This is a genomic window from Tautonia plasticadhaerens (assembly GCF_007752535.1).
Lineage (GTDB): Bacteria > Planctomycetota > Planctomycetia > Isosphaerales > Isosphaeraceae > Tautonia > Tautonia plasticadhaerens.
In genome coordinates this window covers 8,427,921-8,451,026 of sequence record NZ_CP036426.1, presented here as the reverse complement: position 1 = coordinate 8,451,026, position 23,106 = coordinate 8,427,921, and the positions used below count along the sequence as shown (strand labels likewise).

Sequence of the window (23,106 nt, the reverse complement as noted above, 5' to 3'; positions counted from 1 at the left end):
CGATCCCCGCCCCGCGTCCCTCCGGACGAATCCGGACGAGGACCATACTCCCGATCCGGCCCCCCGGTTTCAATGCCGACCGGCCCCGACCGGGGGAGTCCCCGGCCCCGTGGCCCCCGATACAATCGGACGGCGGGCGACGGCCGGGGGACGCCCGGCCCATCCGAACCCACCCCGCCCGACCCGATCCGGAGGACGCGACGCATGGCCGAGGTCGTCGAGGCCGAGCAGGACGAGGGCAGGGCCCCCGGCACCCCCCGACTCCGGGCCGTCTTCCGGAGCGGGGGGGGCGAGCTGTACCCCGACTGGCCGATCGGCCGGATCGCCGAGGCGCTCGGCGACGACGAGGGCACCCTCTGGCTCGACATCGAGAACCCCGGGGGCGCCCCCGACGGCATCGAGCCCCTGCTCCGGGACGTCTTCAACTTCCACCCGCTCGCCGTCGAGGACGCCCTGGGGGAGGCCAACGTCCCGAAGGTCGACGACTGGGGGCGCTATCTCACCATCGTCTTCCACGCCATCGACTTCGACCCCGAGCAGGACGAGGTCCTGCTGAGGGAACTCGACCTGTTCCTCGGCCACAACTTCCTGGTCACCTACCACACCGCGCCGCTCTCCTCGGTCGACCGCCTCCGGAGGCTGGTCGAGCGCGACGCCTCGTATCGCCTCTCCCACGGGGCCGACCACCTGACCTACGTCCTGCTCGACGGCGCCGTCGACGAGCACCTCGACGCCATCGAGCACCTCGACGACGCGATCGACGCCCTCCAGGACCGGGTCTTCCGCCACCCCCACCCCCGGATCATCCACGAGATCTTCCGGGTCAAGCGCTCGGTCCTGCGGGTCCACCGCATCCTCGGCCCCCAGCGCGAGGTGGCCAACCGCCTCGCCCGGGATCCCTACCCCCAGATCGACGACCGGGACCGCGTCTACTTCCGGGACATCTACGACCACCTCGTCCGCCTGCACGACGTCACCGACGGCGTCCGGGACCTGATCACCGGCACCCTGGAGACCTACCTCTCCGTCTCGGCCAACCGGACCAACGAGGTGATGAAGGCGCTCACCTTCATCACCTACCTCTTCCTCCCCCTGAACTTCCTCGTCGGCTTCTTCGGCATGAACTTCTTCGGCGAGAACATCCACCTCGACGGCCTGAAGCTCCCCCACGTCCTCATCTTCGCCTCGACCCTGACCGTGATGGTGACCTCGCCGCTGCTGCTCTACCTCTGGGCCCGCCGCCGCCGCTGGTTCTGACCCCGGGCCGGGCCTGACCGGGCCGGGCCGGACCCTCCCCCGTCTGGAGATCCGGACGGCGGGCCGTCGGCAAGGGAGGCGGCCGACGGCCCGGCCCTCGGGTCGAGGTCCCGGCCGCGACCGCCTCCGGGCCGGGGCCGTCCGGCCTCCGATCCCGGGCCGATCAGGTCGCGTATGGCTCCCGAGCCGCCCGGGAGCGGAGGCCGTTGGCCTCGGGGTCGTCGAGGAACTCCTCGCGGTCGGGGTCGATCCGCAGGGTCCTCCCGAGCACCCACGACAGCGCCGCCGCGTGGCAGGCGATGTGCGAATGCCTCATGATCGAGGAGTTCGCGGCGGTGGTGCCCCGGGTCCGGATCGCCTCGAACCAGTCCTTCGCGTGGGCCCCCACGTCGAGGCCGACCTGGGGGTTGCTCGAGAAGTCCTCGACCTCCGAGCGGAGCGACGCCGGCTCGACGACGATCCCGCCGTTGTCCCCCGTCTCGACCCAGCCCTCGTCCCCCACGAACCGGACCGGGCAGGTCCCCAGCTCGTTGATCCAGCCCTTGCGGTCGCCGAAGGGGTCGTCGAGGAAGTCGAGGACGATCTCGACGCCGTCCTCGTATCGGCAGGTGATCCGGTTCTCGGCCGGCTCGTACTCGACCGGCATGGTGTCGTCGGCCCCCTTGGCCTGCTGGCAGAGGTCCAGCGTGTGCGCCGCCCAGTCGAGCAAGCGGGCGCCGGAGTCGAAGTCCCAGTAGCCTCGCCACCGGCCCTGCACGTAGTCCTGGTTGTAGGGGCGCCAGGGGGCCGGGCCGAGCCAGCGGTCCCAGTCGCACTCGTCCTCCGGCGGGGTGGGCTGGCCGGGGAGCCAGGCGTTGTCCAGGGTCGGCCGGTAGACCGAGGCATACAGCGTCTTGATCGTGCCGAGCTTGCCGGCCCTGGCCAGCTCGACCGCCTTCTGGAAGTTGGCCACGCTCCGGCGCTGGGTGCCGGCCTGGAAGACCCGGCCCGTCTCCCGGAAGGTCTCATCCACCTGCTGGCACAATTCGATCGTCAAGCCGCAGGGCTTCTCGCTGTAGACGTCCTTGCCGGCCCGGGCGGCCATCATCGAGGCCGGGGCGTGCCAGCGGTCGCCGGTGGCGATCAGCAGCGCGTCGAGGTCGGGGCGGTCGAACAGCTCCCGGAACTCGGCGGTGGTGGTGCAGTCGGCGTTGCCGTAATGTTCATCCACGACCTTCTTGCCGGCCTCCCGACGCGATTTCTGCACGTCGCAGACGGTGACGCACTGCATGTCGTCCAGCGGCAGCATGGCCTTCATCACGTACGTGCAGCGCGGGCCGAAGCCGATCACCCCCATCGTGATCCGCTCCGAGGCCGCCCGCACCCCCTCCTGACGCCCCAGCGCCGAGGCGGGCACGATCCAGGGCATCGCCAGGGCCCCCCCGGCGGCGGCCATCGAGCCCTTCAGCACGGATCGTCGGGTCGGTCTGCCCGGGATGGTTCCCATGATGTGAGATTCTCCGGTTCCGATCGGGCCCGGGATCCGGATCCGGGTCGATCCTGATCCCCCCGATCGCCATTCCCAAACGGGCCCGGCGCGTCTCGGCCGCCCCGGGCGCGGCCCCCTCGACCGGGGCGCCCGGCTCGGGCCGACGCGCCTCGATCGGGCGTCCCCGCCGGCCGGCCTCGTCCCCCATTCGACCCCGTCCCGGGGCCCGGGGCAACCGACCTCCCGGGAATTCTCGACCCGACCGGGGCCGGGCTCAGGGGGCCGGCGCCCCGCCCCCCTCGGCCTCCCGCCTCAGCCGCTCCCGGGCGAGCCAGGCGTCGGCCTCCAGGCGTCGGGCCTGCAACTCGGCGAAGGCCAGCGGCGAGACGATCCGGTCCCTCGCCAGCGGCCGGAACCGCTCCTCCCAGCGGAGCATCCGGTCCCGGTGCGCCTCGAAGGAGGCCAGCCGCTCGGGGGTGCTCGGCGCCAGCCCATTAGCCAGGTACAGCTCCGGGTCGAGCGTCCTCGGCCCCCCCTCGGGCAGGCCCAGGTACAGCTCGCCGGAGAGCACCCGGGTCGAGAAGGCGTACGCCGCGTCCGCCAGCCGGGACTCGGCCACCCCCCGCTCGAAGCTCCGCTCGATCGTCTCCAGCGCCCGGACGGCCAGCGCCCGGCGCTCCTCGACGATCGCCGACGGGTCCGGGCCCTCGCCCGGGCCCGCCCGATCCTCCCCCTGCATCCCCGGCACGGCCGCCGATGCCATCGCCATCGCCGTCGCCGCCAGGCCGACCAGCCGCCACCGCCGGCCCGACCGCCGCAGGCGATCCCGGTCCCGCTCCAGCGAGGACACGCGGCGGGCCAGGTCGTCGAATTCCGGCGTGTGCATCCTTCTCTCCTTCGAGCGGCCTCGGGCCGACGACCCCCCCGGCGGTCGGCCGATTCACGCCGTCCCGGTCCCCTCGCCGCCGTCCCCCGGCCCCCCCGCGATCAGGATCTTCGGGGCCGATCGCCGCCTCGCCCTCCTCCCCGCGACCACCAGCGCCGCCTGCCCGCCCACCACCGCCGACACGATCGCCGCCCCGTCGGCCGCCAGCACCGCCAGCTCCCCCCCGAACCCCCCCCGGCCGCCGACGGCCACCGTCAGCAGCAGGTGCAGCGACACGCCGAACAGGAAGGCCAGCAGCAGGTAGCCCAGCAGCGAGTCGGTCAGCCTCAGGGGGCGGAACGGGTCGTCGTTCGGATAGAGCCGGATCGAATTGTGGCCGATGGCGATCCGCACCCTCACGTAGACGAGCAGGCCGATCAGGCAGGTCAGCACCAGCACGCTCGTGAACAGGACCGGCCCGAACGTCTCGGCCAGCTCGGGGGGGATGTCCACCCGGGCGTCCTCGGCGATCTGGCCGAAGGAGGAGAGGACCTCGAAGGTCGAGAACATCATCAGGCCCACGAACGAGACGGTGCCGATCAGGTCCTGGTTGCACCCCTTGAGCGTCGCGTGGACGTGCGCCTCCCACTGCCCCCGGTCGATCGCCTCGAAGTCGTCCTCCAGGAGCCGGGCCCGGGCATACGCCACCGCCTGGCGGTGGAACCGCCCGTCGACCAGCAGCCAGGCCGCCACCGTCCCCACGCCCACCGCCGCCGCCAGCATCGGCGGGGCGTGCAGCGCCAGCGCCAGCACCGCCGCCGAGAACCCGGCGATCACGTCCGCCAGCAGGAAGTTCAGGAACGAGACCCCGAAGTAGTTCCTCCTCCCCGCCAGCTCCGGGTCCCCCGACCCGGCGAACTCCCTCCCCCTCATCAAGCGGGCGTAGAGCATCCCGTTGAGCGTCAGCCCCGCGTGCAGCCTCCCCATCCGAAGCGCCAGGATCAGCGAGGGGACCAGCACCATCACCGCGTAGAAGGCGAACAGGTGCTCCTGCACCCGCCCCAGGCTCTCCGGCAGCCCCCCTTGCAGGGCGTTCTGGAGGAAGATCCCCAGGGCCGCGTACACCGACCCCAGGAACGTGTAAAGCTCCCGGCGACGGTCGATGATCCCGTGGATCTCCCGGGAGACGGTCTCGAAGTCGGTCATCGGCCCAGGCCCCTCCGGCGCCCCCTTCATGCCGGCGAGATCCTCCCGCCGGCCGCCGGTGGATCTTCACGCGCCCCCCGGGCCGTCACAAGGGCTCGGTGCGTCGTCGAGGCAGGTCGTCCCGGCGGCCGGGACCGATCCGACCCCCGCCCCCGCAGGCGGGGGAGCGGGTGGCCGGAGGCCGGGTGAGGGGGGATCCGACGGCGCGCGAGGCCCCGCGTCCCGGTCACCGACCCCTCACCCTGCCCTCTCCCCACAGGTGGGGAGAGGGGGGCAGATCCGGACCCTCGCCCCTGTCCTCGGGAGAGAGGGTGGGCGAAGCCCGGGTGAGGGGGGATCCGACGACGCGCCGGGTCAGGCGATCACGGCGAAGACCTCTCCCCGCCGGGTGGCCGGGGCAACGCGGAGCGTGCCCCGGGATCACAGGCCATCGACCCGGGGCACGCTCCGCGTTGCCCCGGCCACACGACGCGTTGCCCCGGCCACCCGGCCGCGAGGATCTCCGGGGAACGCCGCCGCAGCCGTTGGTGAGGCCGAGGCTCTCCCCGATCCCCCTTCGGATCGCCGGGGACCCGGCCGATCGGACCAGAGGGCCCGGGTCGATCCCGGGCGCCTTGGGCCGACCCCGGCTCCCCCGTCTCGTCAGAACGGGGAGCCGTCGGCCGCTGGGACGTCCTGTCCCCTTCCGGTCGGCTCGATCTCGAGCTTCGGCATCTCGGGCAGATCCTCGGGAGAATAGCCCCGCTCCTTCAACAGGGCCCGGATCGAGGCCAGTTCCTCGAGGGCGTTGACATACTCCTCCCGGACCGCCCGGTAGAGCGGATTGACCTCGGTGGGGTCGGTCGACTTCGCGTCTTCCATCAGCTCGGCGACCACGGCTTCATACTGCCGCTTCGCCAGGGCCGCGTCCATCACGGCGACCTCGACGAGCGAGTCGATGGCGTCGGGGTCGTCCCCATCCTCGTCGAGGATATCGTAGATCTCGCTATGGATCGAGGTGGGCGATTCCTCCCCGCCGAAGCCGAGCCCGCCACCGCCGCCGAACGAGTCGGATTGGGCCGGGCCAGGCCCGTACCCCATCATGCCCTCCATCATGCCCCCGGCTCCCATCTGCATGCCCTCCATCATGCCCCGGGATCCCATCGCGCCCGACGTCTTCCGCCGGGATTCGGGGGCCACCCCCCCCTCGGGTTCGGCCTTGGTCTTCTGGGTCCCAGCCCCCCCTTGAGGGCTTCCGGGCTCCGCCGGGCGTCCGACGCCCCCGAACTGCGCCAGCCCAGCCGCGCCTCCCACGACCATCGTCGAGACGAGAACGAACGTCCCGATCATCCTGGCATTGGTCATGATCATCCCCCTCAATGTGGCCTTCGCCGCGTCCGAGAGCGCCCCCGGGACCGCCCCGGCCGCGCCCGGGCCCCGCTCCGCGATCCGCATCGCGGCGGAGACCGTCGATTCGATCCAGGTCGACGAGGCCGACACCCCGGCCGGCATCCCGGGCAGTGCCCCGGCCAGCACCCCGGCCGACGGCTCCAGGCCCCGGCGGGCCAGGCGACCCCGGAGCCGGTCCCGGGCCCTCGCCATGCGGCCCCGGACCGTCCCCACCGGCCAGCCGAGCCGTCGGGCGGCCTCCTCGTGCGAGAGCCCCTCGAAGTAGCAGAGGACCACCGGCGCCCGCTCCTTCTCCGGCAGGCGGGCGACCTCCTCCAGCACCGCCGGGCCGGTGTCGTCGCCCGGGTCCGGGGGCTCCAGCCGCTCCCCCCGACGGGCCGCGCCGATCCGCTCGTGCCTCGAACGCCGGGCCGCCCCCACCCGCATCTTGCGCGACACCCGGGCCGCCACCCCGTACAGCCAGGGGGCGATCGTCTCCCCCCCGCGGAGCGTCCCCGCCCGCCTCGCCAGCACGAGGAACGTCACCTGCGCCGCGTCCTCGGCGGCGTGCTGGTTGCCCAGGATCCCCAGGCAGGCGCGGACGACCATCGGCCGGTGCCGCTCCACCAGGGTCCCGAAGGCCGACGCCCCCCGCTCCCCCCCGAGGGCCGCCCGGTCCAGCAGCTCGAGGTCCGACCCCGGGCCGGCCGCCCCGCCCTCGAAGATCGCCCGCAAGGGGTCCATCACCCCGGCGCCGAGCCTCGGATGTCCCATGCCGCATCTCCCCCCGTCCCGATCGGCCGACGACGAGCCTCCACCCCATCCTGCCCGGCCACGCCCCGACCAATACAGGAAATTCCGGTTCGCCCGGCGGACGATGCCGGGACGCACCGGCCCGGACGGCCCGAGATTGCCCCGGGAGGTCGGCCCGGATAGGCTCCGAATCGGGGGGGCCCCATCGCGACCCGCCCCCCGCTCCCGGCGCCGAAGGCCCGAGGATCCCGACCGATGGCCACCGACGACGACCTCGGCCCCTTGCTCGACGACGATGAGGACGAGGCCGGCCCGTGGGGCCCCGAGGGGGATCCCCGGCACCTCCTCCCCCACGTCTTCGCCCGCCGGGCCCTGCCGGACCTGCTCTTCCACGACCCGCTCGTCTCCCTCGCCATGCTCGGCCGGGAGGACGCCGGCGACACCCTGCGCGACTTCTGGGACTTCGTCCGGGAGCGGGTCGACCCCGGGCACGACTCCCCCGAGCCGGGGCCCGACGCCTTTTCCGTCCGGGCCTTCCGCCTCGACGGGTTCGTCGTCGCCCTGATCCGCCTGCCGGAGCCCGAGCAGCCCCCCGGGGCCTACTTCGCCGCCTTCGCGGTGGCCGTGGATCCCGAGGCCCTCGACCCCGTGCGTCCCCCCGACACTCCCCCTCCCGCCCGGTACCTCACCCTGGAGAAGACCCCCCCGCTCGGGCCCGACTCCCCCGGGGCCGTCCTCCGCGGCCGGGCCCCCGACGGCACCCACCGGGACCTCGGCCTGCTGATCCCTCCCGACCTCGACGCCTTCGCCGACGCCGTCGTCGAGCACCTGCTCGGGCGACCGGACTCCTGACCCGTCTTCCTCCCCGGATGGGTCGGATCCGGGCCGGGACGGGCCATCGCGGGGCGTCTCGGCCCGTCACGCTCAGCCCCGTCCCCCCGATCCTCCCATTTCGTGTGACTGCCGGACGGCCTTTCCCCGATGATCTTGTCATGGGGTCGTCGTCCGAAGGACGCCGTCCCCCGTCCAGAAGATCCCGGGGTTTCCCCAGGATGCCCTCGGCCCTCCGACCCGCTCGTTGGCAATCCGATCGGGGCGAACATCCTCGCCCCCTCCCCGACGATCCCCCGACCTCGGGTCGGCCCTCCGAGATCCCCCGGCGCGAATCGAAGCCGATTCCGACCAAGACGACGACGGAGCGAACCCATTCTCGGCACCATAGATTCCGCGAAAACCGTTTTCTCGAAAAAGGTTGCGGCGATCGCAGCTCGACGGACCGGTGGCGCACCGGCCCCGCCCCTCGCCGGGATCCCGGACCCTCCCCCGACTGCCGGGGCGCCGGGCCTCAGGCCCGACGGATCCGCCCGCCCGTTCGCCGAGCCGGCCCTCCCCGGCCTCGACGCGATGACGAGACGGAGCGAACCCATTTCGCGGCCGGGCGAAGTGGGGAAAATTCTTGCATCGCAAACGTTTGCGTCGAAACGACCGGGACGCCTCGTCGGCGCACCGGCCGCCGACGCCTCCCCCCGAGGCCCCGTCGGGGCTGCCCGACCGGCCGGGAGGCCCCGACGCCGACGGGAGACCCCGGTCGCGACGCGGGTCCGACGGAGCGAACCCAATTCAGAGCCGTCCTGAACTCCGAAAGCTCTTGGTCGGTCGTTGGTTGTGGCGAACGTCGCGGTCCCGCTCCCCGGCGCACCGGCCCCTCCCCGGCCGGCCGGCCGGTCAGGGATCGGCCTCCAGGACGACCCGGAGGCCGTCGGCGGTCGCGTCGATGAGCGTCCCGGCCCGGCGGTCGAAGGCCAGCTCGAACGAGACGGCCCGGGTCCCGGCCGGGATCGGGCCGGATCGGAAAACCCGGGCCATCCGGGGGACGCCGGGGCGGGCGGAGGGGGCCTGCAAGAGGCCGTCGTCGATCGGGCCGACCGGGACCGCGGTGCCGGGCAGCTCGTCGAGGGATCCGTCGAGGAAACGGAGGGTGAGGGTAGCCGAGTCGTTCGGCGCGAACGACCCGGTCTGGTCCACCCCCCCGAGCCAGGCCGAGGCGTCGAACCGGACGGCCCCGAGGTCGATCCGGGGGGCCAGCGGGGAGAGGTCGACCGCTTGCCGGAGCATCGTCCGGGGATCCGAGCGGGAGTCGGGCAATCCGCCGAGGGCATAGGAGCGGCCGAGGTCGGGGGGATCGAGGGCCGAGACGAGGTCGACCGGGGCCTCCTCGAAGGCCCGGACCGCCACCGAGCCGAGCCGATCCCAGCCGGGGAACTCGGCGACGCCGGCGGGGGGACCGTCCCGGGGCATCCACTGCTCGAAGTCGGGGTTGAGGACCAGGTTCAGGCCGATCAGCTCGGCCCCGGGCACGGGCCTCGGCTGGGGGGGGGAGTCGAACCGGGTCGGCCCAAGCTCGGGCCCCGGCGGGGGGGCGACGGCCGGGGACGGGGCGACGGACTCGGCCCGGCTCGTCCCCGGGCCGGGCCCCGCAGGGGCCGGGGGGATCGGCCGGGGGGCCCGAGCCCCGGCCAGGAACCCCGCGAGCCCCTCCCGGACCCTCGGCAGGCCCAGGACGACCGCCGCGCCGAGCAGGACGACCACCAGGCCGAGCACGACCCCGCCGAGGATCCGACGCCTCCCCCGCCTCCCGGATCCCGGGGCGGCCTGCCGGACCAGCCCCGGGCGGACCGGACGAGTCGGGGCCCGAGGGGGAGGGAGATTGGCTGTAACTTGTTCTTTTTCAATATGTTGCGATTTCGTGATCGCCGACGGATTCCCGCCCGGGGGGCCGGGGACGTGGGCGGCATGCCCCCAGGAGGTCGAGTCCATCAGGTCGACCGCGACGGGGGGGACGTCGACCGGGACAGCCTCGGCGACCTCCCCGGGCCGACCGGTCTGCCAGGGGACCGACTGGGAGGGGGAGGGGGGGGGAGCCTCGTCCCAGGTGGACGGGATGAATGGCTCCATCAGGGAGCTGCCGGCCTCCGGGACCGCCCCGGCCCCCGAACCCGGCTCCGGCTCCGGGAACAGCTCCGCCAGGGTCGGCCGCTCCGGCTCGACCGGGGGCACGCCGCCGGGGCCGCCCTCGGCGACCGTCGACGGCTCCGGGGTCGGGCCCGACGGGCCGGGCCCGGGGCCCCCGGCCGTCGGCCGATCCGGGGCCGGGAATGCGGGCCAGGCCTCCTCGGTCGGCTCCGGCTCCGGCTCCGGCTCCGTCCCCCGCTCCGGGGCCCGGGAGGCGGGGCGCCGCTCCCCGGTCGACGCCGGGTCCGAGCCCGGCGCCGGGAATGCGGGGCGGCTGGCCTGGGTCTCCGAGAGGTCCGGTTCGGGGAAGGCGGGACGGCCCTCCTCGGTCGGGGGCAGCTCCGGCCCGAGGGCCGCCGACCGGCTCGCCTCGGTCGGGGGCAGCTCCGGCCCGAAGGGGGGGATGGCCCGCTCGGTCCGGTCCGGGTCCCCCTCGGCCTCCCCGGGGACCCCGTCCCCCGGCGGGCCCTTCGCGAATCGGTCGCCGAGCCGGTCGGCCTCGATCTCCTCGTCCGATCGGGCCGGATCCCAGGGCATCGGCCCCGAGCCCTCCTCGTCGTCCCAGAACGGGAAGGCCGCTTCCGGCTCGGACCAGGACTCCGGGCCAGTCCCGGCCGGTTCCTCGGCCCCGGCCCCGGCCTCGGGTCCCGGCTCCGGCTCGTCGGGGACCCGTCGGGGCCCTCGGCCTGGCGGGGCGTCGGGGTCGGCTTCGACCCCGGCCGGGCCGGGGGAGGGCCCGGGGGCCGGGTCGTCGTCGGGCCCCGGGAGAGCCCCCGGGCCGGGGTGGGGGGCGGGGGCCTCGGCGGCGGACCGGGGGGGCCCGGGCAGCTCGTCCGGCCACTCCCAGAGGACCGGGTCGTCGGGCTCGGGTCCCCACGCCGGGCCCGTCGGCGCCGGGATCGGCGGGGGCGGGTCGCCCTCGTCCTCCCCGGGGGCCAACAGGGGAGGCTCCTCGGGCGTTCCCCGGTCCGGCGCCGTCGCCCCCGATTCCGGGGCGGGGGGCCCGGGGACGGCCGGCTCGGTGGGAGGCCCCCCGGGCCGGTGGGAGTCGACGGGGATTGGCGACGGCCCCACGGCGACCTCGGGCGTCGGGATCGGGGCCGGGGCCGGATTCGAGTCGGGGGGAAGGGGAGGCGCCGGGGCCTCGGGATCGGCCGAGGGGGCGGGGATCGGCACCTTGGTCTTGCAGACCGGGCACCGCACGTGACGGCCGGCGAAGGCGTCGGGCGCCTTGAGTTTCTGGCCGCACTGGCAGCGGACTCGAATCGGCATCCCCAGCCTCCCCCCGCCCGTCGAGGCGTCCCCCGGCCGACGAGCCCCGGCCTCGCGTCGCCGGGCCCGGCCGTCCCGGCCCGGTCTCGGCGTCCGTCCGGTCCATTCAGCCCAGTCTAGCCGATCCGGGGAGTCGCCGGGGAGGGCCCTCGGGAGATCCCCCGCCCGCCGGGCCCGGCCGTCGAGAATCCCGAACCCTTGACCCCCGCCGTTCGTATTGTGTACAACAAACGATGATCGAGCCGATCCGAGATGAAGGGACCGGCCTGGAGCGGCCGTCGACGAGGTCTTGAGACGACCCCGGATCGCCCGATCCGGCCCCGCCGCTCGCCTCCCCGCCGCCCCGGGCCCCGACGCCCGGGGCCTCCCCGCCCGAGTCGCGTGTCGCCCCGCAATCGACACCGAAGCCTCCTCACCGGAGGGCCCGCCGCGATGATGATGATGTCCCCGCCCCAGGACCCCGCCCGGAGCAGGCCCCTCGCCGCCGGCCCGATGGCCGCGCTGGCCGTCGCCCTGCTCGGCTCCCCGAGCCTCGCCTCCCCCGCCGAGGACGAGCTGGTCGCCCGGGGGGCCGAGATCTACCGGAACCAGTGCGCCGAGTGCCACGGCGACGACGGCGAGGGGACCGAGCTGGACTACCCCTACCCCCTGGAAGGGGACAAGACCGTCGAGGGCCTGGCCGGCTACGTCGACGAGGAGATGCCGCCCGGCTTCGCCGAGGAGTGCGTCGGCGAGGACGCCGAGGCGGTCGCCCGGTACGTCTACGACGCCTTCTACTCGGAGATCGCCCGGGCCCGCAACGCCCCGGCCCGGATCGAGCTGGCCCGGCTGACCGTCCCCCAGTACCGGAACGCCGTCTCCGACCTCGTCGGCAGCTTCCGGCCCCGGGCGCACTGGGGGGACGAGCGCGGCCTGAAGGGCGAGTACTACAACGGCCGACGGACCCGGCGGGACAATCGGGTCATCGAGCGCGTCGACCCCCGGATCGACTTCGACTTCGGCCCCGGGACCCCGGACCCCGAGGACGAGGGGTTCGACAAGCCCAACGAGTTCTCGATCCAGTGGGAGGGCTCGCTGCTGCCCCCCGAGTCCGGCACCTACGAGATCATCGTCCGGACCGAGCACGCCATCCGGGTCTGGCTCAACGACGACGAGAAGGAGCTGATCGACGGCTACGTCCAGTCGGGCGACATGACCGAGCACCACGCCGAGATCGACCTGCTGGCCGGCCGGCCGTATCGGCTCCGGGTCGAGTTCTCGAAGGCGAACCAGGGGGTCAAGAAGGAGGACGAGGAGCAGCCGGAGATCCCGGCCTCGATCTCGCTGGAATGGGCCCCCCCCCGGCGGGCCGCCGAGGTCATCCCCGCCCGTCACCTGTCCCCCGAGTGGGCCCCCCGGGTCTTCGTGCCCGTCACCCCCTTCCCTCCCGACGACCGGAGCGTCGGCTACGACCGGGGCAACACCGTCTCGGCCGCCTGGGAGTCGGCCACGACCGAGGGGGCCATCGAGGTCGCCGCGTACGTGGCCGAGCACCTCGACGAGCTGGCCGGGATCGAGCGGGACGACCCCGACCGGGACGCAAAGCTCCGCGACTTCGCCTCGACCCTCGTCGAGCGGGCCTTCCGACGCCCCCTCTCCGACGAGCAGCGCGACCTCTACGTCGCCCGCCAGTTCGACGGCGCCCCCGACGCCGGGACCGCCATCAAGCGCGTCGTCCTGCTCACCCTGAAGTCCCCCCGGTTCCTCTACCGGGAGCTCAGCGAGGAGCCCGACGCCTACGACGTCGCCTCCCGGATCTCCTTCGCCCTCTGGGACTCGATCCCCGACGGGCCGCTGCTCGAGGCCGCCGCCGAGGGCAGGCTCTCCACCCCGGAGCAGGTCGAGGAGCAGGCCCGCCGCATGGTCGGCGACCAGAGGGCCCGCGCCAAGCTGCTCGACTTCTTCCACCGCTGGCTCAAGGTCGAGGACGTGCCCGACCTCGCCAAGGACCCTGAGCACTTCGCCGAGTTCGACGAGCGGGTCATCTCCGACCTGAGGACCTCGCTCGACCTGTTCCTCGAGGACGTCGCCTGGGAGGACGAGTCGGCCGACTTCCGCCGCCTGCTGCTGGACCGGGAGCTGTACCTCAACGGCCGCCTCGCCGAGTTCTACGGCGCCGACCTGCCGGCCGACTCCCCCGAGTTCGACGAGGTCGCCGAGGGCATGGGGGACCGGGCCGGCGTGCTCTCGCACCCGTACCTGCTGGCCAACCTCTCGTACACCGCGGAGACCTCGCCGATCCACCGGGGCGTCTTCCTCGCCCGGGGGGTGCTGGGCCAGCGGCTCCGGCCCCCGCCGGTGGCCGTCTCCCCGCTGGCGCCCGACTTGCACCAGGACCTGACGACCCGGGAACGGGTGGCCCTGCAGACCAGCCCCGAATCGTGCATGTCCTGCCACGGGATGATCAACCCCCTGGGCTTCGCCCTCGAGCGGTTCGACGCCGTCGGCCGATTCCGGCCGGAGGAGAAGGGCAAGCCGGTCGACGCCTCCGGCCTGTACAAGACCCGGACCGGCGAGACGGCCACCTTCGAGGGCGTCCGGGAGCTGGCCGAGTTCCTCGCCTCCAGCGAGGAGGTGCACGACGCCTTCGTCGAGCAGGTCTTCCAGCACCTGGTCAAGCAGCCGGTGCGGGCTTACGGCCCCGACACCCTGGCCGACCTCCGCGGCGACTTCGCCGCCGACGGCTACAACATCCGGGAGCTGCTCGTCGAGATCGTCTCCCGGACCGCCTTGGTCCCCCGGCAGCGGCCGGGCCTCGCGTCGGCCTCCGAGTAGCGTTACCATCCGGTGTCCGGTCCGGTATCGGACCTCCGCCGGCCGCCATCATCCGCTGATCCGAATCGAACCCGATGCCCGGCGAACGGCCCCGCCCGGCCCCGCCCGGCGACTCCGAGACCCAGAGAGGGGGCAACCTCCCATGGCCCGGACCACCACCCGCCGAGATTTCGTCCGTCGCCTCGGCATCGGCGGCGCCGCCCTGCCGTTCATCCTCAACCTGCCGAGCCTCGGGTTCGCCAACCAGGGGTCGCGCAAGCAGCGCCTGGTCGTCGTCTTCAGCCCCAACGGCATCTTCCCCGACACCTTCTGGCCGGACGAGGAGGGGGAGGACTTCCAGCTCAAGCCGATCCTCAAGCCCCTGGAACCGTTCAAGGGCCAGACGCTCGTGCTCAACGGCGTCTGCGACAAGGTCCGGGGCGACGGCGACAACCACATGAGGGGCATCGGCTGCCTCCTGACCGGCGCCGAGCTGTTCCCGGGCAACATCCAGGGCGGCTCGCACACCCCGGCCGGCTGGGCCAGCGGGGTGTCGATCGACCAGGAGATCAAGAACTACCTCCAGGCCGATGAGTCGACCCGCACCCGGTTCGGCTCGCTGGAGTTCGGCGTCATGGTGCCCGACCGGGCCGACACCTGGACCCGGATGTCCTACGCCGGGCCGAACAAGCCGCTGACGCCGATCGACGACCCGTACCAGATGTTCAACAAGCTCTACGGCCGCCTGAAGGACCAGGAGAGCCTGCGGAGCATTCTCGACGACCTGAAGGACGACCTCGTCAAGGTCCGATCGGCCGTCAGCGCCGAGGACCGCCGCCTGCTCGACGAGCACGCCACCTTCGTCCGGGAGATGGAGCAGCAACTCGCCTCGGCCGGGGACATCAAGGACGTCGGCCACGCCGTCCCCGAGCTGGAGCCGGGGCTCGACGAGGCCGAGAACGACGACATGCCCCGGATCTCGAAGCAGCAGATCGACCTGATGGTCAACAGCTTCGCGGCCGACTTCGCCCGGGTCGCCACCTTCCAGATCACCAACTCCGTCGGCCAGCCGAAGATGCGCTGGATCGGCATCGACGAGGGGCACCACGAGCTCTCGCACGAGCCGGACAGCAACGAGGACGCCGTCGACAAGCTGACCCGGATCAACACCTGGTACTGCGAGCAGGTCGCCTACCTGGCGAAGCGGTTGGCCGAGACCCCCGAGCCGGGCGGCGAGGGGACGATGCTCGACAACACGACGATCGTCTGGACCAACGAGCTGGGCAAGGGGAACTCGCACACGCTCAACGACATCCCCTTCGTCCTCGTCGGCGGCGGGCTCGGCTTCAAGATGGGCCGCTCGCTCAAGTACAAGGACGCCCACCACAACCGGCTGCTGCTCTCCTTCGCCCACGCCTTCGGCCACCGCATCGAACGCTTCGGCAACCCCGACTTCTGCGGCGAGGGCCCGCTGCCGAACCTGACCTGATCGGTCGGCCGATCGGCCAATCGCCCGGACCTGACCGGCCGCCGCGCCCCCTCGGGGTGCGGCGGCCGGTTCGCGTTCCGGCTCCCGACCCCCTTGAGGATTCGGCCACGACTGGCGCATCGTTCGGACCGTTGATTCGTGACAACATGCGTCCTTGCGTGCGGAGCCGTGACGTACACTGTGCAGCCTGTCGAGCGACGGGAACTCCCTGCCCGACTCCGATCAAGGAATCACGCTGATGCTTCGGATCGCCGACCGACTGGTCCGGGATGACGACGCCGTGGCTGCCGTCGAGTACGCCCTGATGCTGGCCCTGATCGTGCTGGCTTCCCTGCTCTCGATCACGGGGCTGGGCAATCGCGTGGGCTCGACCTTCCAGGTGGTGATGACCGCGCTGACGAACTGACTCGATGCAACGATCTGCCTCCGAGAGTCTCCCCGATCAAACACCATGGCCCGCTGTAATGCGGGCTCCTCCCCTGAACTCCCCCTCGTGAGACTCCTCCCATGAAGAGCCGAAATTCCCTCCTGTTGCGGAATGACGACTGTCTGCACCTGGTCCGGGCGACCTTGATCCTGGCGGGACTCGGCCTGTTCGTCCTGAACTCTTCGCTGATCGGGAAGGTCGTGATCGTGGTTGCCAATACGCTACGCGACTCCATTTCGAACTGATCGGTGCCTTCCGAGCGGTGACCGATTCGACCCTGGTCTCTCCAGCTCCCTGGAACGCCTCCCGTCACGGATCGATTGCGAACAAGGGGCGGGCTTCCTGCTCCGATGGGGCGGCCAGCGACATGAGGAACGCCTCCAGTTGCTCCAGGCGACGGCCGGAGAGCCGGGAGAAGCGTCGGGAGGCGGCGAGGCCCTGGCCGTCGTGCAGGAGGATCGCCTCGGAGATGGTGGCGGCCCGGCCGTCGTGCAGGTAGGGGCCGGAGTCTCGCAGGCCCCAGAGCGGGGGAGTCCGCCACTCGTGCTCCGAGGCGGGTGAGCCCTCGGCGACGGGGACGGCGGCGGGCGCGGTCGGCCGGGCGCCGAAGGCGACGTAGGAGCCGGTGTCGACCAGACGGGGGCCCATGTCGTGCAGGAGTAGGTCGCTGTAGAGCCCCTCGACCCCGCCGAGATCCGGCACGTGGCAGGAGGCGCAGCCGAGCGACCGGAAGGTCTCGGCCCCGGCCTCGACCAGTTCGGCCCGGTTGTCATCGGCGTCGGGATCGGAGACCGGTCCGGGGAGGGAGCGGACGAAGGCGGTCAACGCGCCGACGTCCGCCTGGTCCAGATCCGGCCCCGGGGCGCCGATGCCGGGGAGTCGGGGGTCGACGGCCTGGCTGTGACCGGGGACCTCCAGGCCCAGCTCGCCGGCGGCGGCCGACCGGATGAACTCCTCCAGGGTGGCGGTCTGCCCCTTCCAGCCGAACCGGCCGACCCGGCCGTCGGGCAGCCGGGAGACGCGTCCCCGGGTCGATCGGGCCCGTGAGGACCGCCGGGCGGCCCCCTCGATCGCCTCGTCGGGGATGGCGTCGATCCGGCCGACCCCGAACAGGGGAGTCGGGTTCCTCCGGGAGATCCGGACCGAGACGAGGCCGTGTCTCCCCGGCACCCCGGCCCTCCAGGAGGCATATTCGGGGTCGACCCCGAAGCGGTGGAGCACCACGCCGGACGCCTCCCGGAAGCCGGGGTGGATCGCCTCCAGCCTCGCCCGGTCGGCCGGGTCGGGCTCGCGGCCGGCCCGGCCCGACGGCGGGGGCCCGAAGCGGTACTCGAACCGCCCGGCGGCGAAGTTCATGTTCATGGCGTAGAAGAACCCGGGCGCCCCGCCCGGGGCCCCCCCGGAGGCCGAGGCGATCTCGATGTTCCGGGCCGACAGGCCGGCGCCGCCGACGCCCCCCCGGTCGTGGCAGTCGACGCAGGCTTGGGCGTTGAAGACCGGCCCGAGGCCGTCCCCCGCCCGGCTCCTCGGGTCTCCCGGCATCCAGGACCGGGTGAACAGCTCCCGGCCGGCCTCCAGGACCTCGGCCGGGGGGGGAGGGGCCGGGCCGTCGTCGGCGGCCCGGCTTGTCGGCGGGGACGCTAGCAGCAGCATCGCCGTCGCGCCGAGCCGCCGGAGGGATGCCGAGGATCTCGTCGAGGATGCCGGTCGCATGTCGAGACTCCGTTTCGTTCCGGCCCGTCGGCCCGTCGGCCCGTCGGGGGGTGCGGCCCGCCGATCGGCCCTCATCCGGGTCGAACCGATGTGGACGGCGGAGGGGACCCCAGTCGGGCGAGTCCCGGGCCGATCGGAGGTCGACGGCCCGACGCCCGACGCCGATGCGAGACCATCGACGTACCGTCCCGGATCGGAGACGGCCGGGACCGTCCCGATATTCGAGGCCGTCGGCGTCGGCGTCGGGGTGGGCGACGGGGCCGTCGGCCCTCCGAGGGCCGACGGCCTTGCCGGAGGCCCGGAACCTGCGAGGATGGGAGGGATCCGATCGGACCAGACCCCCCGAGCTCGACCCGGAGGCATGCCCCGCGATGAGCAACCCGCACCAGATCACCATCGAGCCGGTCGCCGGCCGAGTCCTCGTGACCTACGCCGACAAGACGATCGCCGACTCGACTCGGGCCCTCGCCCTGAAGGAGGGGGCGATGGCGACGGCCTACTACCTCCCCAGGGAAGACGTCGTCATGGCGGCGATGGATCGAGGCGAGCGGTCGACGCACTGCCCGTTCAAGGGGGACGCATCCTACTTCCGCCTGTCCGTCGGCGATCGGGTCATCGACGACGTGGCCTGGAGCTACGAGGACCCCAGGGCCGAGGTCGCCGCGATCAAGGACCACCTGTCGTTCGACCGGGACAAGGTCGGCGCGATCGTCGTGCAGTGACCCGCCCGGCGGCGGGCCGTCGGGTCGGCAGGATCGGCCCGGCCGGCCCGATCCGGTCAGGACATCCCGGAGACCGACGCGAGCAGGCGCCTCAGGCCCCATCGAGGGGGGGCGTCGTCGGCGGTTCCGGACCGGAACAGCTCCTCCACGGCCCGGCGGTAGGGCCAGTCGGGGCTGAGCCGGGAGAGGGTGTCGAAATCGGCCCGGCTCATGAAGCCGAGGAAGGCCAGGCGACGCCGATCGGCGTCGTACCGGATGCGGCCCTCGAACTCGGGGGGGAAGTGCAGGCCCGCCGGCAGGCGGTCGAGCGGGACGCCGTGTTCCATGCCGCCCTCCATCGCACCGATCGACCGATGGGAGAACTCGCACCGACGTCACGATTCTAGGGATGAGCGATCCCCCGATGCAACGGGATTCCCGCCCTGGCCGGGCCGGTCGGGGGGATTCCCGGGGAGGTGCGGCCCGGATCGGGCCCGGGCCGTGCCCAGGAAGGGGGAGGGCCGGGGGGCGATGGCCCCCCGGCCCGGATTCCGGCTCCTTGGCAATCGGGCGGGATCAGAACTGGTCGGCGCTGATGACCTCGCCGCCCTTGCGGGTCGAGAGCGCCTGGTAGACGCCCACCTTGGCCGCCGGGGCGACGACCCAGAGGTAGGGGCTCGGCCGGCTGACGCCCAGGGGGAAGCCGGTGGAGGTGTCGATCGGCCAGGAGTCGATCGTGTCCTTCAGGAAGCGGACCGAGCCGTCCATGAAGGCGAAGTTCGCGCCGCCGGGGTGGAAGCTGGACGCGGAGTTGACCCAGGTCGAGAAGCCGCCGCCGAGGTTCACGCAGCCGGCGTTGCACTCGAAGTTCGGGATCTTGCGGTGCGGGTTGAGCGGGTGGTAGGTGGTGAACAGCGTGTCGCCGTTATTGCCCGAGGACCACCACTGCCAGTCGTGGATCTGGCTGTCCGGCAGCATGCCGTGGGCGCGCTCGCCGAAGGCGAAGGTATTGCTCGTGCCGTCGCGGACGTCGGCGATCGTCGCGGCGGAGCCGCTCTTGCCGATGTCCGGGGGGAAGCCCACGAAGTACATCATGCCGTTGCGCTGGCCCATGCGCTCGCCGAAGACCGTGGAGGTGTTCGGCGGGGTCTGGAACCAGGTGCCGGCGTTGCCGGCGTAGCTGGAGTAGCGCATCGGCAGCTCGACGCCATCGAAGGCGCCGGTGCCGGCCGGGTAGGTGTGGCTCTCGCTGATCGCCGCGTCGCTGGGGCACCAGAGCGTCGCCACGCCCACGGCCGACACCGACGTGTTGGCCGAGGCGTACATGTTCAGGCTGAAGTTCATCATGTTGAAGACCTGCGTCCCCTCGACGAACTGCATGAGCGGGACGAACAGGCTGCCCGAGGTGTAGAAATCGCCGTCGCTGTTGCGCTGGTAATAGAGGCCCATGGGCGTCGTGCCGTTGACGTCCATGTAGTTGTGCAGGGCCAGGGCCAGCTGCTTCATGTTGTTGGTGCACTGGGCCCGGCGGGCGGCTTCCCGGGCGCTCTGCACGGCGGGCAGCAGCAGGGCGATCAGGACGCCGATGATGGCGATGACGACGAGCAGCTCGATCAGGGTGAAGCCGCGGAGCCTGCGGCTCCCGGCGATCGGGGGGGGATGGTCGGGTCGCATCGGAAGGGGATCCTCGGGAGAATGGATCGGGTAGGAAATCGCCCCGGGGGGTCGCGGGATCGGGGCCGGCCGCCGGGGCGGGGGCGGCACGGCCTGGCGCGGGGGGGCGGCGATTATTGCGGCGTCCCGCCGCCGACCTGGTTCTTGATGGACTGCGGACCTGCCGGGGGCGCGTCGGCCGCGGGGGAGATCGGGGCGGCCAGGCCTTCCGAGGCCGCGTCCGGGTCGTCGGGGGGGCGGACCGTCTCGTTGATGACGCCGCCCTGGTCGGAGCAGCCCGCCGAGCCCAGGGCGGCCCCCAGGATCACGGCGACGAACATCTCGCATCGACTCATGATGACTCCGCGAGAGCGGGACTTCTCCTCGGCGAGTCGCTCGGGTGCGACGGGGCTCGTGGCCCGGGCCATCGAAGTCCCTGCCGGGTGGCCGGCATCCGAGGACGATCAGTCGGATCAGGTCGGATCGATCCGCATCCCTCCCCCCTCGCCGCCCGGGGCCGACGCGTCGCGTCGCCCGCCGGGGCCTCGGGTCGGGGGGTTCGACGCCATTGAGACCAGGGACCTCCGGGGGGGATCGGCGCGGGCCGACTCCGGATCCTCGGCGGGGGCCGGGCGCACCCGGGGCCGACGGCCCTCGGCGAGGCCCTGCTCCGCGCGCTGAGGTGGGTGACCGGAACACGGATCACGACGGCCTCCCGCCGCCAGGCGGCGCGGGGGTCGTCGACACATTCGGGCGGTGATGCGGATTCGAGACGATGGCGTACGCGAAAACACCTGGCCGGGGACCGCGGACTTCGAAAGTCCCCGGGGCCGGCCGGGAGGTCGAGTCGGCCGCCGACAGGAGAGGAGCGGGTCGGCCGCCGGACATCCTTCGCGGGCAGGACACCCGTTTGGGATCAATCATGAATAGCGAAGCGTGGTGGCAATCACAAGCGGCTTCCGGGAAAAATTCGAAAAATGACCCGCCGCCGGACGCCCGATCCGGCCGGTCCCGGCGGCGGGCCGCCTCGCCGACCCTCGCCGACCCTCGTCGATCGCGGCGGCCGGGCCCGGATCGGCGACGGGAGACGACCGCCGACGCCGGGGCGATGGCCCGCCGTCCGGCCGTCGTCGCCGGCCGTCCCGGGGGCGATCAGGGGGTGACGGGCCGGGTCGGGGGCGGGGCGTCGGGGGCGTCCCGGGGCTCGAAGTCGGTGAGCGAGCGGGGGGGGAAGGCGACCCGGAGGGCGTTGACGACGGCCAGGACGTCGATCACCTCCTGCGCGATCGCCCCGGCCACCGGCGGCAGGTACCCGAGGGCGGCGAAGGCCATCCCCACCAGGCTCAGGCCCATGCCCCCGAGGGCGCTCTGCAGGACGATCGTGCGCAATCGCCGGCTGATGTGGAACAGCTCGTCGACCTTGGAGAGCGAGGTGTCGAGGATGACGGCCCCGGCCGCCTCGGCGGTGATGTCGCTGTTCCGGCCGAAGGCGACGCCGACGGTGGCGGCGGCCAGGGCGGGGGCGTCGTTGATGCCGTCGCCGAGGAAGACGGTCGGCGCCCGTCCCGCCTCCTCCCGGACGATCGCCACCTTCTGCTCGGGGGACTGCGAGGCGAACACCTCGCCGATGCCGACGCGGTCGGCCAGGTACCGGACCTCCGACTCCCGGTCCCCGGAGACGATCAGGACGCGGTCGAACCGGTGCTTCGGCCCGAGGTGGCCGATGAACGAGGCCCCCTCCCTCCTCGGCTCATCCCGGAACCGGAAGGCGGCGGCGTACCGGCCGTCGACCTCGGCGACGCATTCCATCCCCTCGGCCGAGGGGGGCAGCTCGGCCCCGGCCCCGAGATGGGAGGCCAGCAGTTGCGCCCGGCTGCCGATCCGAATCGGACGGCCGTCGACCACCCCGATCAGCCCCATCCCGGGACGCTCCTCGACCTGGGAGGCGTCCTCCAGCCCCAGCCGTCGCCGTCGGGCCTCGGCCAGGATCGCGCCGGAGAGCGGGTGCTTGGAGTAGCGCTCCAGGCTGGCGACGAGCCGGAGGATCTCGGCCTCGTCGCGCCCGGGGGCGGGGAGGATCTCGGTGAGCCGGGGGGAGCCGTAGGTGAGGGTGCCCGTCTTGTCGAAGATGGCGGTCCGGCAGGTGTCGATCGCCTCCAGGACGGCCGGGTCCTTGATGATGATCCCCCGCCGGGCCGCCAGCGAGATCGCGCCGATGATCCCGGTCGGGATGGCGATCAGCAGCGGGCAGGGCGTGGCCACCACCAGGACGGCCAGGAACCGGACCGCCTCCCCGCTGGCGACCCAGGCGAGCAGGGCGATCGCCACCGCCAGCGGCGTGTAGAGGGCGCCGAGCCGGTCGCCGAGTCGACGGATGCGCGGGCGACGTTGCTCGGAGGCCCGCATGACCTCCATGATCTTGGCGTACCGGGAGTCGACCGCGAGCCGGTCGGCCCGGATCGTCAGGGCCGACTCCCCGTTGATGGCGCCGGAGATGACCGAGGAGCCGGGGGCCTTGGACATCAGGTAAGGCTCGCCGGTCAGGAACGACTCGTCCATCGAGCCGTGCCCCCCGACCACGGTGCCGTCGACCGGGCAGATCTCGTGCGGGAAGACCTCCAGCACGTCGCCGACGGCCACCTCGGCCAGCGACACGTCGACCACCGATCCCCCCTCCCGCCTGCGGTGGGCGACCGAGGGCATCCGCCTCGCCAGGGCCGCCAGCACCGAGGAGGCGCTGCGCACCGCGTAGGCCTCGATCGCCTCGCCGCCGGAGAGCATCAGGACGACCAGGGCCCCGGCGAGGTACTCCCCCAGCAGCACCGAGGTGACGATCGAGATGCCCGCCAGCAGGTCGGAGCCGAACTCCCGGCGGAGCAGCTTCGCCAGCAGATCCAGCACCAGCGGCCCGCCGCCGAACAGCAACGCCGCCAGCAAGGGCAGCCGGTCGGCCGGGATGCCCCGGATCGCCCCCGTCCCGCCGACGCCGAACCGCCAGGCCAGGTGGACGGCGATCATCGCCATCGTGAAGGCGGCGATGATCGCCGAGGACCGGGTCACGGCCTCGGGCTTCGGCTCGATGCGTTCGGGCTTCTCCATCGAGGGCGCCTCGTTCGATTCAGACGGCGT

The 23,106-nt window shown here is 73.1% G+C and carries 17 protein-coding genes; 7 read left to right on the top strand and 10 right to left on the bottom strand.

All coding sequences use genetic code 11. From position 1 onward, the window contains the following. Positions 1-204: 204 nt before the first annotated feature. Positions 205-1,257, top strand: coding sequence for a magnesium transporter CorA family protein (locus ElP_RS33555; protein ID WP_145277772.1), 1,053 nt, complete (start codon positions 205-207; stop codon positions 1,255-1,257). Positions 1,258-1,420: 163 nt separating this feature from the next. Here the strand turns inward: ElP_RS33555 and ElP_RS33550 are convergent, their stop codons facing one another. The 4 genes from ElP_RS33550 to ElP_RS33535 form a co-directional block, all read right to left on the bottom strand. After that, positions 1,421-2,743 carry a Gfo/Idh/MocA family protein gene (locus ElP_RS33550; protein ID WP_145277770.1) on the bottom strand — a complete coding sequence of 441 codons (1,323 nt, stop codon included), beginning with the start codon at positions 2,741-2,743 and terminating at the stop codon, positions 1,421-1,423. Positions 2,744-2,999: 256 nt separating this feature from the next. Next, positions 3,000-3,611, bottom strand: coding sequence for a hypothetical protein (locus tag ElP_RS33545; RefSeq protein ID WP_145277767.1), 612 nt, complete (start codon positions 3,609-3,611; stop codon positions 3,000-3,002). 54 nt (positions 3,612-3,665) lie between these two features. Then, entirely contained in the window at positions 3,666-4,796 is a 1,131-nt protein-coding gene (locus tag ElP_RS33540) for a hypothetical protein (RefSeq protein ID WP_145277765.1), read from the bottom strand. Positions 4,797-5,438: 642 nt separating this feature from the next. Beyond that, positions 5,439-6,938 carry an RNA polymerase sigma factor gene (locus ElP_RS33535; protein WP_145277763.1) on the bottom strand — a complete coding sequence of 500 codons (1,500 nt, stop codon included), beginning with the start codon at positions 6,936-6,938 and terminating at the stop codon, positions 5,439-5,441. A 234-nt stretch (positions 6,939-7,172) separates the two neighbouring features. Between ElP_RS33535 and ElP_RS33530 the strand changes: the two genes are divergently transcribed. Continuing rightward, on the top strand, positions 7,173-7,769 hold the full coding sequence (locus tag ElP_RS33530) for a hypothetical protein (RefSeq protein ID WP_145277761.1): 597 nt from the start codon (positions 7,173-7,175) through the stop codon (positions 7,767-7,769). A gap of 873 nt (positions 7,770-8,642) precedes the next feature. Here ElP_RS33530 and ElP_RS33525 read toward each other — a convergent pair. After that, the gene (locus ElP_RS33525) at positions 8,643-11,201 is read right to left on the bottom strand and encodes a hypothetical protein (protein ID WP_145277759.1); all 2,559 of its coding nucleotides are present in this window, start codon (positions 11,199-11,201) and stop codon (positions 8,643-8,645) included. Between the two features lie 432 nt (positions 11,202-11,633). Here ElP_RS33525 and ElP_RS33520 point away from each other — a divergent pair, with 432 nt between their 5' ends. From ElP_RS33520 to ElP_RS39015, 4 genes are all read left to right on the top strand, one after another. Further along, the gene (locus ElP_RS33520; RefSeq protein WP_197446573.1) at positions 11,634-14,015 is read left to right on the top strand and encodes a DUF1592 domain-containing protein; all 2,382 of its coding nucleotides are present in this window, start codon (positions 11,634-11,636) and stop codon (positions 14,013-14,015) included. A 142-nt stretch (positions 14,016-14,157) separates the two neighbouring features. Further along, entirely contained in the window at positions 14,158-15,483 is a 1,326-nt protein-coding gene (locus ElP_RS33515; RefSeq protein ID WP_145277757.1) for a DUF1552 domain-containing protein, read from the top strand. A gap of 238 nt (positions 15,484-15,721) precedes the next feature. Beyond that, the gene (locus ElP_RS33510; protein ID WP_145277755.1) at positions 15,722-15,889 is read left to right on the top strand and encodes a Flp family type IVb pilin; all 168 of its coding nucleotides are present in this window, start codon (positions 15,722-15,724) and stop codon (positions 15,887-15,889) included. Positions 15,890-15,990: 101 nt separating this feature from the next. After that, a complete protein-coding gene (locus tag ElP_RS39015; protein WP_197446572.1) occupies positions 15,991-16,155 on the top strand; it encodes a hypothetical protein in 165 nt (54 codons plus the stop codon). A gap of 64 nt (positions 16,156-16,219) precedes the next feature. Here the strand turns inward: ElP_RS39015 and ElP_RS33505 are convergent, their stop codons facing one another. Next, a complete protein-coding gene (locus tag ElP_RS33505; protein ID WP_197446571.1) occupies positions 16,220-17,623 on the bottom strand; it encodes a di-heme oxidoredictase family protein in 1,404 nt (467 codons plus the stop codon). A 371-nt stretch (positions 17,624-17,994) separates the two neighbouring features. Here ElP_RS33505 and ElP_RS39010 point away from each other — a divergent pair, with 371 nt between their 5' ends. Further along, positions 17,995-18,345 carry a DUF427 domain-containing protein gene (locus ElP_RS39010; RefSeq protein WP_197446570.1) on the top strand — a complete coding sequence of 117 codons (351 nt, stop codon included), beginning with the start codon at positions 17,995-17,997 and terminating at the stop codon, positions 18,343-18,345. Between the two features lie 56 nt (positions 18,346-18,401). Here ElP_RS39010 and ElP_RS33495 read toward each other — a convergent pair whose 3' ends face one another. From ElP_RS33495 to ElP_RS33480, 4 genes are all read right to left on the bottom strand, one after another. Continuing rightward, on the bottom strand, positions 18,402-18,671 hold the full coding sequence (locus tag ElP_RS33495; protein ID WP_145277751.1) for a hypothetical protein: 270 nt from the start codon (positions 18,669-18,671) through the stop codon (positions 18,402-18,404). Between the two features lie 229 nt (positions 18,672-18,900). Beyond that, positions 18,901-19,998: a DUF1559 domain-containing protein gene (locus tag ElP_RS33490; RefSeq protein ID WP_145277749.1), complete on the bottom strand. Its 1,098-nt coding sequence runs from the start codon at positions 19,996-19,998 to the stop codon at positions 18,901-18,903. Positions 19,999-20,111: 113 nt separating this feature from the next. Next, the gene (locus ElP_RS33485; protein ID WP_145277747.1) at positions 20,112-20,333 is read right to left on the bottom strand and encodes a hypothetical protein; all 222 of its coding nucleotides are present in this window, start codon (positions 20,331-20,333) and stop codon (positions 20,112-20,114) included. Positions 20,334-21,129: 796 nt separating this feature from the next. After that, a complete protein-coding gene (locus ElP_RS33480; protein WP_145277745.1) occupies positions 21,130-23,076 on the bottom strand; it encodes a heavy metal translocating P-type ATPase in 1,947 nt (648 codons plus the stop codon). Positions 23,077-23,106 lie beyond the last annotated feature (30 nt).